This is a genomic window from Nocardioides eburneiflavus, from assembly GCF_004785795.1.
Classification (GTDB): Bacteria; Actinomycetota; Actinomycetes; order Propionibacteriales; family Nocardioidaceae; genus Nocardioides; species Nocardioides eburneiflavus.
In genome coordinates, this window is record NZ_SRRO01000001.1 from 3,177,830 (window position 1) to 3,189,562 (window position 11,733).

11 protein-coding genes are annotated in these 11,733 nt (G+C 68.2%); 7 read left to right on the forward strand and 4 right to left on the reverse strand.

The genetic code is table 11. From position 1 onward, the window contains the following. Positions 1-416 precede the first annotated feature (416 nt). The 6 genes from EXE59_RS14990 (at position 417) to EXE59_RS15015 (ending at position 7,035) form a co-directional block, all read left to right on the forward strand. Positions 417-1,682 (forward strand): MFS transporter, encoded by a 1,266-nt coding sequence (locus tag EXE59_RS14990; protein WP_135839622.1) that lies wholly within the window; start codon positions 417-419, stop codon positions 1,680-1,682. A gap of 28 nt (positions 1,683-1,710) precedes the next feature. Next, positions 1,711-3,273, forward strand: coding sequence for a bifunctional 3-(3-hydroxy-phenyl)propionate/3-hydroxycinnamic acid hydroxylase MhpA (mhpA, locus tag EXE59_RS14995; protein ID WP_135839623.1), 1,563 nt, complete (start codon positions 1,711-1,713; stop codon positions 3,271-3,273). A gap of 30 nt (positions 3,274-3,303) precedes the next feature. Further along, entirely contained in the window at positions 3,304-4,287 is a 984-nt protein-coding gene (gene tsdA, locus EXE59_RS15000) for a gamma-resorcylate decarboxylase (protein WP_135839624.1), read from the forward strand. Further along, positions 4,284-5,375 (forward strand): maleylacetate reductase, encoded by a 1,092-nt coding sequence (locus tag EXE59_RS15005; RefSeq protein ID WP_281280320.1) that lies wholly within the window; start codon positions 4,284-4,286, stop codon positions 5,373-5,375. The genes tsdA and EXE59_RS15005 overlap by 4 nt, the downstream gene beginning before the upstream one ends. Continuing rightward, positions 5,372-6,244, forward strand: a complete 873-nt coding sequence (locus tag EXE59_RS15010; protein WP_135839625.1) for a dioxygenase family protein — start codon at positions 5,372-5,374, stop codon at positions 6,242-6,244. Before EXE59_RS15005 ends, EXE59_RS15010 begins: the two co-directional genes overlap by 4 nt. A 62-nt stretch (positions 6,245-6,306) precedes the next feature. Beyond that, positions 6,307-7,035 (forward strand): IclR family transcriptional regulator, encoded by a 729-nt coding sequence (locus EXE59_RS15015; RefSeq protein WP_135839626.1) that lies wholly within the window; start codon positions 6,307-6,309, stop codon positions 7,033-7,035. Between the two features lie 118 nt (positions 7,036-7,153). Here EXE59_RS15015 and EXE59_RS15020 read toward each other — a convergent pair whose 3' ends face one another. Genes EXE59_RS15020 through EXE59_RS15030 form a run of 3 tightly spaced genes read right to left on the reverse strand, consistent with a single transcriptional unit; the run spans position 7,154 to position 9,785 of the window. Further along, a complete protein-coding gene (locus EXE59_RS15020) occupies positions 7,154-7,795 on the reverse strand; it encodes a CoA transferase subunit B (protein WP_135839627.1) in 642 nt (213 codons plus the stop codon). Continuing rightward, positions 7,792-8,565, reverse strand: coding sequence for a CoA transferase subunit A (locus tag EXE59_RS15025; protein ID WP_210429200.1), 774 nt, complete (start codon positions 8,563-8,565; stop codon positions 7,792-7,794). The genes EXE59_RS15020 and EXE59_RS15025 overlap by 4 nt, the downstream gene beginning before the upstream one ends. Before the next feature lie 2 nt (positions 8,566-8,567). Further along, on the reverse strand, positions 8,568-9,785 hold the full coding sequence (locus tag EXE59_RS15030) for an acetyl-CoA C-acetyltransferase (RefSeq protein ID WP_135839629.1): 1,218 nt from the start codon (positions 9,783-9,785) through the stop codon (positions 8,568-8,570). 78 nt (positions 9,786-9,863) lie between these two features. On the opposite strand from EXE59_RS15030, the gene EXE59_RS15035 reads away from it, so the two are divergent. Then, positions 9,864-10,757, forward strand: a complete 894-nt coding sequence (locus EXE59_RS15035; RefSeq protein ID WP_135839630.1) for a LysR substrate-binding domain-containing protein — start codon at positions 9,864-9,866, stop codon at positions 10,755-10,757. Between the two features lie 233 nt (positions 10,758-10,990). On the opposite strand, the gene EXE59_RS15040 is transcribed toward EXE59_RS15035, so the two are convergent. After that, the gene (locus tag EXE59_RS15040; RefSeq protein ID WP_210429016.1) at positions 10,991-11,710 is read right to left on the reverse strand and encodes an HAD family hydrolase; all 720 of its coding nucleotides are present in this window, start codon (positions 11,708-11,710) and stop codon (positions 10,991-10,993) included. Between the last annotated feature and the right edge of the window lie 23 nt (positions 11,711-11,733).

Below are 11,733 nucleotides of genomic sequence, written 5' to 3' on the forward strand. Positions count from 1 at the left end.
AGCTTGCCGCGGCCGTAGTCGTGGTGGTCGGGGCTGCCGCTTGCCGGGAACCTGATCGACCCTTCCGAGCGTGCCCGCGCCGACGAGGAGGGCTCCACCTCGCACGACCTCGTCCTTCCGTGCCGCCGCGCGGGCGGTCGGACAACGAGGTGATCGCGTACTGCTGCCACATCCGAGCGGCGCACAAGGTGCGCCGTGCACGTCGTCGGCCCCGCAGGGCGAAGCTCAAGCGTCAACCGTGGGCGCGACGTGCTACAGGCAGGGCGTCGTGAGCGTCGTGAGCGTGGAGATTCGGTTGGACAGTTTCGAGTTTTCACAATTATGCATTGACTTCTACATAAGTGAATTCTACCGTGTGATGGACGTCGCATCTCGGGCACCCCCCGCCACTTCCTTCTCTGTCAGGAGAGCCAGTCATGTCGACCACCACCCCTACTGCCGCCGCAGCGGGCAGCAGCCGCGAACGCACGGTCCTGCTCGTCGCCGGAGGGTTCGCAGCCCTGGAGGGCTACGACCTCGCCTCGTACGGCGTCACGATCCCCTCCCTGCTCGGATCGGATCTCGGTGTGACAAAGGATTCCGCCGGGCACGTCGGCTCCTTGCTCGCGATGGGCATGCTCGTCGGAGCCGCCCTGTGCGCGATCCTCATCCGCAGGTACGGCAGCAGGCGCCTGCTGTTCGTCGGAGCCGGGATCTTTTCTGTCGGCACCCTCGGATGCGCCCTCGCGACTACCTTCGACCTGTTCGGTGTCGCGCGGACGCTCGTCGGCCTCGGCATCGGCATCGTGCTCCCCACCCTGACTGCCTACGTGGCTGACGTCTCCGAGTCGCATCGGCGCAGTCGCAACGTGGGCGCCATGATGGCCGGGTACGCCGGCGGTGCGCTGCTCTCCGCGGTGCTGGCCAGCGCGCTGCTGCCCGAGCAGTCGTGGCGGTGGATCTACGCGATCGGTGCTCTCCCTGCCGTCGTGCTCCTTCCCCTCGCCGTCCGCCTGCTGCCCGAAAGCCCCCACACCCCTGCTACGGGTGCGATGAGCGCTCGCAACGACTTCGGCGGACTGGGGCTGCTGTTCGGACGCGGCGTCTGGCTGGCGACGGTGCTGTTCTGGACCATCTCGTTCTGCGGGCTGCTCCTCGTGTTCGGGATCAGCACCTGGCTGCCGACGATCATGCAGGAGGCCGGCTACTCATTGGGTTCCTCGCTGCGCCAGACGAGCGCGATGTGGTTCGGCGCCGGCGTCGGCATGGTGGCCGGGGGAGCGCTGGCCGGTCGCCTCGGCATCAAGCGGGTCGTGGTGTTCTCGTTCTCGGCCGGAGCCGTGGCCCTGTTCGTGATGAGCTCGCGCCCGCCGCTGGCGTTGCTGTTCGTCGCGATGTTCGTCAGCGGCCTCGGCTTCATCGGCTCGCAGGTCCTCACCAACGCCTTCATCGTGACCAGGTACCCCGACGAGCTGCGCGGCCCGGCAATCGGGTGGGCACTGTCGGTCGGACGTGTCGGCGCCATCGTCGGCCCCACGATGGGTAGTGCCATCCTCACGTCCTCGCTCGACGTGAAGTGGAACTTCTATCTCTTCGCCATCCCGGCCGTGGTCGGCGCCGTGCTCGCGGCGTGCGTGCCCGTGATCCGGGCTCGCCGACCGGTCGCGGCCCAGGCCGAGCCCATCACCTCCAGCCCCGTCTGACCGCGGACACACGAATCAGGAGCACCCGATGAATTCCGACCGCCACAGCCGTGACGACGAAATGATCGCCGACGTCATCGTCGTCGGTTTCGGCCCCACCGGCATGAGCCTGGCCGCGCTGTTGGGGCAGCAGGGTCTCGACGTCGTCGTGCTCGAGCGCTACGAGGGGCTGTACAACCTGCCCCGTGCGGCAGCGTTCGACGACGAGACGATGCGAACGTTCCAGAAGCTCGGTGTCGCCGAGAAGATGATCCCCGGCACGAACGTGCAACCGGGCTACACGTGGGTCAACGGCAACGACGACGTGCTCATGGACATCGAGTTCGAGAACCCGGGCCGTTGCGGATGGCCGTCGCAGTACATGATGTACCAGCCGCACGTCGAGACGGTGCTGCACGACCTGGTCGAGTCCCTGCCGAACGTCCGTGTCCACCGCGGCACCCGCGTCGTCGGACTCACGCAGGACGCCACCGGGGTCGCAGTCACCGCGACGGCCCCCGACGGTGCCGATCGACACGTTCGTGGCCGGTACCTCGTCGGCTGCGACGGGGGGAGTGGCTTCGTCCGCGAGGCACTCGGAGTGGGACTCGACGACTACGGATTCTTCGAGAACTGGTTGGTCTGCGACTTCCACCTGCGGCGGGAGGTGCCGGGTCTGCCGACGTTCCGCCAGGTGTGCAACCCGGCGGAGCCGATCGCGATCGTCAACATCGGACCGCGTTACCACCGGTTCTCCTTCCGGCTCGAGGCGGAGACCAGCCGCGAGGAAGCGACCCACGCCGAGCGGGTATGGGAGCGCGTCAGCGAGTACCTGCACCCCGAGGACGCAGATCTGGTCCGCACCGCCAATTACACCTTCCGCTCGGCGATCGCCGAACGCTGGCGCACGGGCCGGGTCCTTCTGGCCGGCGACGCCGCGCACCAGATGCCGCCGTTCCTGGCCCAAGGCATGGTGTCGGGCATCCGCGACGCCCGGAACCTGGCCTGGAAGCTGGGCATGGTGCTGGCCGGCCACTCGGACGAGCTCCTCAACAGCTATCAGGAGGAGCGAGAGCCACACGTCCGGTTCATCACCGAGAAGGCGATCGAGCTGGGGCGCGTGCAGACGATGCGTGACGTCGAGGAAGCCAAGCGCCGGGACGCCCGCATGATCGCGGCCCGACAAGCCAACGAAAGACCCGTCAAGCTCGTCTACCCGGCGTTGTCCGGCGGTCTCGTCTCCAGTGGAGGGGACCTGTTCCCCCAAGGGCTCGTCTCCTCACCGGAACGCACGGCCCTGCTCGACGACGTGGTCGGCACAGGATGGCTCATGGTGGCCAACGGCGCACCGGTCCTCGACTCGCTGTCCCAAGCCACTCGTGACGCCTTCGCGGCACTCGGCGGTCGGGAGGTCACCTTCGGCCTCACCAGCATGTTCGAGCCCGCCGACCTGTCCGACACGGGCGGGGTGTACGCGCGCTGGTTCACCGGCACAGGCTGCGCGGCCGTCATCGTGCGTCCGGACAGCTACATCTACGGCCTCGCTCGGGACGCCGACGAGCTCGCAGCACTCACCAAGGAGCTGCTAGGCCAGCTCGCAGTCCCCGTCTGAACGACCCCCACGAACCGAGGAGAAGAACCCATGGAAGGCAAGATCGCGCTCGAGGAGCACTGGGCGATTCCGGAGACACTGCAGGACTCGGCCGGATTCGTACCAGGAACCTACTGGGACGAGCTCCAGAGTCGACTACTGGACGTCCAGGACCGTCGACTCAAGCTGATGGACGAGCACGGGATCGAGACCATGATCCTGTCGCTCAACGCTCCGGCGGTCCAGGCGATCCCCGACCGGCGCCAGGCCATCGAGACAGCGCGGCGGGCCAACGACGCGCTGGCGAAGGAGTGCGCGCAGCAGCCAGACAGGTTCCGCGCCTTCGCGGCCCTGCCGCTGCAGGACCCCGACGCTGCGGCCGAGGAGCTGCGGCGCTGCGTCGATGAGCTCGGCTTCGTGGGCGCGTTGGTCAACGGGTTCTCCCAGGACGCGGCACACGGCGACGGTCACGACCCGCTGTACTACGACCTCCCGCAGTACCGACCGTTCTGGACGGAGGTCGCAGCGCTCGACGTGCCGTTCTACCTGCACCCGCGCAACCCGCTCCCGCAGGACGCCCGCATCTACGAGGGGCACCCGTGGCTGCTCGGACCGACCTGGGCGTTCGCGCAGGAGACTGCGGTCCACGCGCTTCGCCTCATGGCCTCCGGACTCTTCGATGAGCACCCGTCTCTGCAGATCGTCATCGGCCACATGGGTGAGGGAATCCCGGCGATGCTGTGGCGGATCGATCACCGGAACGCCTGGGTCGACCTCCCCAAGACCTATCCGGCCAAACGGCGGTTCGTCGACTACTTCTCGGAGAACTTCCACATCACCACGTCGGGCAACTTCAGGACCCAATCGCTGGTCGACGCCCTGTTGGAGCTCGGTTCCGAACGCATCATGTTCTCCACGGACTGGCCCTTCGAGAACATCGACCACGCCGCCGACTGGTTCGACGCCGCCTCCATCTCGGAGGCCGATCGCCTCAAGATCGGCCGCGACAACGCCGTGAGGCTGTTCAAGCTGTGACGACGTCGTCGATATCAAGGCCTTCCGCGTTCACCCACACGGCCGGGCCGGCACGCGTCCTGTTCGGGCGGGGCTCGCTGGGTCGGGTGGGCGAGGAGGTCGAGCGCCTGGGTGTGCGACGCGCGCTGGTGCTGACCACCCCTCCGCAGGCCGACGACGGCGCTCGCCTCGCGCAATCGTTGGGCAACCTGCGGGCCGGTCAGTTCGCCGGCGCCACGATGCACACCCCGGTGGAGGTGACGCTCGAGGCGCTCGAGGTCCTTCGCCGGACAGGCGCCGACGGAGTGGTGTCGCTCGGCGGCGGATCGACGACGGGGCTTGGCAAGGCCATCGCCGCCCGGACCGGCGTGCCGCAGGTCGTCGTGCCGACGACCTATGCGGGATCGGAAGTGACGGCAGTCCTCGGTGAGACCGAGAACGGTGTGAAGACAACGCGCTCCGGACCCGAGATCCTGCCGGAGACCGTCATCTACGACCCCGTCCTGAGCGACACGCTGCCGGTCCCGCTGAGCGTTACCAGCGGACTCAACGCGATGGCCCATGCCCTCGAGGGCCTCTACGCCCGCGACGGCAGTCCGATCTACTCGGTGCTCGCGACCGAGGGCCTGAAGTCCTTCCGCGACGCGCTGCCACGGCTCCTCGAGGACGGTTCCGACCAGGACGCTCGAGACGCCGCGTTGTACGGCGCCTGGCTGTGCGGAACGGTGCTGGGAGGAGTTGGCATGTCGGTGCATCACAAGCTGTGCCACACACTCGGTGGCCGTCTGGACCTGCCGCACGCCGAGACCCACTCGATCATGCTGCCGCACACCATCGCGTACGTCGCCGGCGCGGCGCGGACAGAGCTGGCACCGGCGGCGCAGGTCTTCGGCGATCCGATCGGCGGCGCACTGCACGACTTCACGACCTCGGTCGGTGCGCCACTACGGCTTGCAGACCTCGGGGTGACCGAGCTCGAGCTCGACGGCGTCGCCGACCTCGCCGTCACCGCGCCGTACTGGTCACCCAGACCACTCGACCGGGACGGGATCCGCGAGCTGCTCCAGAATGCCTGGGACGGCAACCGACCCGTAGAAGCGGGGGCATGACGATGACCTACTTCACCGAGGGCCAATCCGTCGCCGAGGTGCTGGGGCGCCATGGACCGAACGTTGACGAGCGACTGGCCGAGGTCTTCGGAAGCCTCGTGTCGCACCTACACGCGTTCGCGAAGGAGGTGGTGCTGACGGAGTCGGAGTGGGAGGTAGCCATCTCGTTCCTGACGCGCACGGGGCAGCTGTGCAGCGACCAACGCCAGGAGTTCATCCTGCTCTCCGACGTGCTGGGCCTGTCGATGCTGGTTGATGCGGTCAACCACCGTCGACCGCCAGGTGCCACCGACAGCACGGTGTTCGGCCCGTTCCACGTCGACGGGGCACCGGTGCGGGCGATGGGTGACGACATCTGTCTCGACGGCAAGGGCGAGAGCTGCCTCTTCACGGGCCGGGTCCTCGACCTCGCGGGTGAGCCCGTCGACGGTGCGTGCGTCGACGTCTGGTCCGACAACGCCGACGGCTTCTACGACGTCCAGCAGCCGGACGAGCAGCCGAGGTGGAACAACCGGGGACGATTCCTGACGGGGCCGGACGGTCGATATGAGTTCCGCGGCATCAAGCCGACGTCGTACCCGATCCCCGACGACGGCCCGGTCGGTCAGCTTCTCGGCCAGCTCGGCCGGCACCCCTATCGACCGGCGCACGTGCACTTCCTGGTCACCGCCCCGAACCACCAGCGCCTCGTGACCCACACGTTCGTCGCCGGCGACCCCTATCTCACGTCCGACTCGGTGTTCGGTGTGAAGGAGTCGTTGGTGACGGAGTACGAGCGACTGGACGATCAGGAGGTGCAGTGGCGCTGCCACTTCGACTTCGTGCTTGCGCCGGACGACCCCGGCCCGGAAGGGGCACTGGGTGCGTAGACTTCGCCGCTGTGAATGAGGCGCCAGACCCACGGCAGGGCATCCAGTCGGTCGAGCTGTCAATGACGATCGTCGAGGCCATCGAGCGCAGCCTCGGGCCCATGAGCCTCACGCAGATCGCGAACGCCAGCGGTATGGGGCCGAGCAAGGTGCACCGATACCTGGTCAGCCTGTCCCGAGTGGGTTTGATCGCGCGATCTCAGCGGTCCGGCCTCTACGACCTGGGGCCGGCGGCTCGGCGTATCGGCGTGGAGTCCCTGCGCCGAATGGACGAGGTCGGCCTCGTGTCCGAGCACTTGCCGGGGCTGCGCGATCGCACGTCGCACGCCGTCAACCTGGCGGTCTGGGGTGACCAGGGCCCCGTGCTTGTGCGCTGGGACTACGGCTCGTACGCCTTGCCCATCACGGTGCGGGTGGGTGCGACGTTGCCCTTGATGACATCGTCCGTCGGTCTCGTCTACCTGACGTATCTGCCCGAGTCACTCACCAGGCCTGTCCTTGAAAGCCAGCAGTCGAACGACTCTGGCGGCGTACCAACAGGCGCCGAGCTTGCTGCGCTGCGCGAGAAGGTGCGGCGGCGCGGCGTCGCGCTGACCTCCGGCGGCGTGATTCCCGGTGTCACTTCGCTGGCGGCGCCCGTGTTCCCGGCCGGGGAGTCGCTGCCGCTGGTCATCGCTTTGGCGCTGCCTGCTCGAGTTGCTGACGACGCCGAGGTGGCCCGGATCGAAGCCGAGCTGCTCACGACAGTGGAAATGGTCGGGCTCGACCTGGGCTCCTCAGGCGGGGCGTGAGTGCCGAGCCGAGGTACGTGTCGGAACGATGCGACCCCACCGCTTGCCCGTACTCGGGCAGCGCAACTGGTTGGTGCTGCGGATGACCTTTCCCAGTCAGCATGATCTGTGTAGCGGCTCAGTCTCCGCCGCGGAGCAGCAGCGGGGCGCCGGTCTTGAGGGCAATCTCGTCCAGGGTCACGCCTGGGGCGAGCTCCACGAGCTCGAACGAGTTGGCGGCGACGTCCAGGACGCCCAGGTCGGTGATGACGCGGGACACGACGCGGCGTCCGGTCAGCGGCAGCTCGCAGTGCTCGACCAACTTGGGCGCGCCATCCTTCGAGACGTGTTCCATGAGGACGATGACGCGGCGCGCTCCACTGACCAGGTCCATGGCACCGCCCATGCCCTTGACCATGGCACCCGGGACCATCCAGTTGGCCAGGTCGCCGGCCACCGAGACTTGCATGCCACCCAACACCGCCGTGTCGATGTGGCCGCCGCGGATCATCGCGAAGCTCAGCGAGGAGTCGAAGTAGCTAGCGCCCGGGAGCACCGTGACGGTCTGCTTGCCGGCGTTGATCAGGTCGGGGTCGACCTCGTCGTCGTAGGGGAAGGGTCCGACGCCCAGGATGCCGTTCTCGGCATGCAGGGTCACTGTCGAGTCAGCCGGCAGATATCCCGGAATGAGCGTGGGCAGCCCGATGCCGAGGTTGACGTACTCGCCGTCCTGCAGCTCGAGCGCGGCTCGGGCGGCCATCTCGTCGCGGTTCCAGCTCATGCCGACGTCTCCTCGCGGGGGCGGGTGGTGCGCTTCTCGATGTCCTTGTGGGCGGCCTGCTCGCGGGTCAGCTCGACGACCCGTTGCACGAAGACGCCGGGGAGGTGGACCTCGTCGGGTCCGAGCTCGCCAATCTCGACGATTGTCTCGGCCTCGACGATCGTGAGCCGCCCTGCCATCGCTGCCGGGATGTTGAAGTTCCGTGCGGAGGCGTGGAAGACGCAGTTGCCGGCACGGTCCACGACTGCGGCCCGGACCAGCGCAACGTCGGTGATGATCGACTCCTCGAGCACCATCTCAGTGCCATGGAAGGTGCGGACATCCTTAGGCTCCGACGCAAGGGCTACGGTGCCGTCGGGGTGGTAACGCCACGGCAGCCCGCCCTCTGCGACCATCGTGCCAACCCCTGTCGGGGTGAAGAAGGCGCCGATGCCGGCGCCGCCGGCGCGCATCCGCTCGGCAAGGGTGCCTTGCGGAGTGAGTTCGACGGTGAGCTCTCCGGCGAGGTATTGCCGGGCGAACTCCTTGTTCTCGCCGACGTAGGACGCGATGACCCGGCTGATCCTGCGCTTCTCGAGCAGCAGGCCGAGACCAGCGCCGTCGACGCCGCAGTTGTTGGAGACGACGGTGAGGTCGTCGGCACCCTGGTCGAGCAGCGCCGCGATCAGGAACCACGGGATGCCGACGAGGCCGAAGCCGCCGACGGCCAGGCTGGATCCGGGCGTGATGTCGGCCACCGCCGACGCGGCGGAGGGGACGACCTTGTCGATGCTCACGATGCGACCCTCTCGAAGACGGCGGCCAGGCCCTGGCCGCCGCCGATGCACATGGTCTCGAGGCCGTAGCGGGCCTCGCGACGCTGCATCTCGTGGGCCAGGGTGGCCAGGATGCGAGCGCCGGTGGCGCCGACGGGGTGGCCGAGGGAGATGCCCGAGCCGTTGGGGTTGAGCCGCTCGTCTCCTGCGTCGACCTTCCACTCGCGCAGGCAGGCGAGCACCTGGGCGGCGAAGGCCTCGTTGAGCTCGATGACGTCGATGTCGTCGAGGGTGAGTCCGGCGCGCTCGAGGGCCGCGGCGGTCGAGGGCACCGGCCCGATGCCCATCACCTCGGGTCCGACGCCGGCGACCGCCCAGGACCTGAGCGACAGCAGGGGTCGTAGCCCGCGGCGCTCGGCCTCCTCCCGCGTCGTGACGACGCACATGGCGGCGCCGTCGTTCTGGCCGCTCGCGTTGCCTGCCGTGACGGTCGACTCGGTGTCGATCTTCTGGCGGACCGGGCGCAGGGCGGCCAGCTGCTCGAGGGTGGTGTCGGGGCGCGGGTGCTCGTCACGGTCGACCACGACATCGGGCTGGCCGCGACGGCCGGGAACGGTGACCGGCACCAGCTCGTCGGCGAACGTGCCGGCGTCATGGGCGGCGCCGGCACGCTGCTGGGAGCGGAGCGAGAACTCGTCCTGCTCCTCGCGGGAGATGGCGTATTCGCGGCGCAGGTTCTCGGCGGTCTCGAGCATGCCACCGGGGACGGGGTGGTCCTTGCCGCCGGCGGTCTCGCGAGCGCGGACGAGGCGATCCATCAGCTCCACACCACCACTGCGGATCCCGGTCCGCAGCCCGAGGGCGTAGTGCTCGACGTTGGACATGGACTCCACTCCGCCGGCGACGACGACCCTGGCGGCGCCGGTGGCGACCTGCCCGGCGGCGTACAGGACGGCCTGCAGCCCCGAGCCGCAGCGGCGGTCGAGCTGGAGGCCAGGGACGCCGGTGCCGAGGCCGGCGTCAAGGGCGGCGATGCGCCCGATGGCGGGGTTCTCGCCGCTGGGGTAGCAGTGCCCCAGGATCACATCATCGACGTCGCCCTCCTTGAGATCGGTCCGACGGACCAGCTCAGTGAGGGTGGACGAGGCAAGGTCGACGGCGGAGAGGGAGGCAAGAGCGCCTCCGAAGCGACCCACAGGAGTGCGGAGCGGCTCGCAGATCACGATGTCGGGCATGAACCGACCGTAGGTGAGCCAATCAATATTCTGAAGTATCCATTTGACGTTCATTGAGACTGTGGAAGTCTTGATCGGGTGGAACTCCGTCACCTGCGCTACTTCCTGGCCGTGGCCGAGGAAAGACACTTCGGTCGCGCTGCCGCGCGGCTGCACATGGCACAGCCCCCGTTGTCCCAGCAGATCAAGCAGCTCGAAGACGACCTGGGCGTGCAGTTGCTCAACCGCACCACCCGACGGGTTGACCTGACACCCGCCGGTGAGGCCTACCTCGCGCGAGTGCGAGCCATCCTCACGTCGGTCGAAGCGGCCGCGAACGAAGCCAAGCGGATCGACAGTGGGCTGGAGGGACGGCTCGTGGTCGGATGCGTCGGCTCGGCGACGTACTCCCTGCTTCCGTCGCTCGCCCGAGCCCTGCGTGAGCAGTCGCCCGGTGTGGATTTTGCCTTTCAGGGGGAGATGCTCAGCCGCGACCAGATCGCTGCCCTCCGCGATCGCTCCATCGATCTCGCGCTGCTGCGACCCTCCGGTGACCCGACCGAGCAAACCGACCTCACGATGCTCACCCTGCGTGAGGAGAAGTACGTCGTGGCTCTACCCAAAGGCCACCGGCTGGCGAGTCGCAAACAGGTGCGAGTCACTGACCTTCGCGACGAGGACCTCATCGTTCACTCGGGACACGGACGATCTGCGATGCACGATGCGGTGTCGGAGCTGTGCCGCGCGGCGGGATTCGAGCCGCAGGTCCGGCACGAGGTCGCGGAGACATCGACGCTGGTCACGTTCGTCGCTGCCGCACTGGGAGTCGCGATTGTCCCTGCCCCCGTCTCCGATCTCCAGGTGGCGGGAGCCACATACCGACCCCTCATCGGCCGCGCGCGGATGAAGCTCGTGGTCGCAACGCGCGCCCACGAAGAGTCTGCCCTGCTGGCCCGCGCACTCCAGGTGATTCGTCGGCACTTCGAGTCGTGAGCAGCACGCATCGTGAGCGACCACGCCGCCTCAGGCCCAACGTGGGCAGAGCCCAGCGGCAGAAGCAACCCTCATCTGCGGTGAGGTGCGTCAGACAAAGGCGACGCGTGGAGCGAACACCGATGTCCTATCGGGCAACGCCACACGCAACTTCCCGGGACACGGGCCACTCTCCCACGGCCCCTCAAGGCAACCCGGGACGTCCTCCAGTAGGTGGTCCGATCACGCGGGCGTCAACGACATGCGATCGGCGGAACGAGTGGAAGCAGCTCGGCGAGGTCGCTCACCACGGTATGAGCACCCGCCTCGCGAAGGGCGCGCGGGCCTACGCCGCGGTCGACGCCAACCACGTGGCCGAACTGCCCGGCGGCACCCGCCGACACCCCCGAAACAGCATCCTCGACGACCGCACATGCGGAGGGCGCGAGACTGAGTCGGTTGGCAGCGTGCAGGAAGGTGTCCGGTGAAGGCTTGCCCGCAAGCCCAGCAGCGGACGCGTACGCGCCGTCCACGACGACGTCGAAGCGGTCGTCCAGGCCGGCCGCGGAAAGCACGAGCTGTGCGTTCTGGGAGCTTGACACCACCGCCACCGAGCAGCCTCGGGACAGCACTGCGTCGAGGAAGGTGCGACTCCCCTCGTAGGCGGCCACCTTCTGACTACGGAGGATGTCGCGGAACACCATGTCCTTGCGGTTGCCGAGCCCACAGATCGTGTCGGCGGACTCCGAGTCGTCGGGCTCGCCCTCGGGTCGGAGGATCGATCGGCTCGTGAGGAGGCTACGCACGCCGTCGTACCTGGGTCGTCCGTCGATGTGGGCGTAGTAGTCCGCATCCTCGTAGGGAGCGACGGCAAGCGACGCGAGGTAGGGCGCGAACAGCCGCGACCAGGCACGCATGTGTACGTCGGCTGTCGGGGTGAGTACACCGTCGAGGTCGAACAGCCATCCGCGCACGTCAGCGAGGCGAGTCGGTGGCG

What these genes read in the sequence shown, in the direction of transcription:
- EXE59_RS14990 (WP_135839622.1), top strand. Translation starts at nt 417, where the DNA reads ATGTCGACCACCACCCCTACTGCCGCCGCAGCGGGCAGCAGCCGCGAA.
- mhpA (WP_135839623.1), top strand. Translation starts at nt 1,711, where the DNA reads ATGAATTCCGACCGCCACAGCCGTGACGACGAAATGATCGCCGACGTC.
- tsdA (WP_135839624.1), top strand. Translation starts at nt 3,304, where the DNA reads ATGGAAGGCAAGATCGCGCTCGAGGAGCACTGGGCGATTCCGGAGACA.
- EXE59_RS15010 (WP_135839625.1), top strand. Translation starts at nt 5,372, where the DNA reads ATGACGATGACCTACTTCACCGAGGGCCAATCCGTCGCCGAGGTGCTG.
- EXE59_RS15015 (WP_135839626.1), top strand. Translation starts at nt 6,307, where the DNA reads ATGACGATCGTCGAGGCCATCGAGCGCAGCCTCGGGCCCATGAGCCTC.
- EXE59_RS15020 (WP_135839627.1), bottom strand. Translation starts at nt 7,795, where the DNA reads ATGAGCTGGAACCGCGACGAGATGGCCGCCCGAGCCGCGCTCGAGCTG.
- EXE59_RS15030 (WP_135839629.1), bottom strand. Translation starts at nt 9,785, where the DNA reads ATGCCCGACATCGTGATCTGCGAGCCGCTCCGCACTCCTGTGGGTCGC.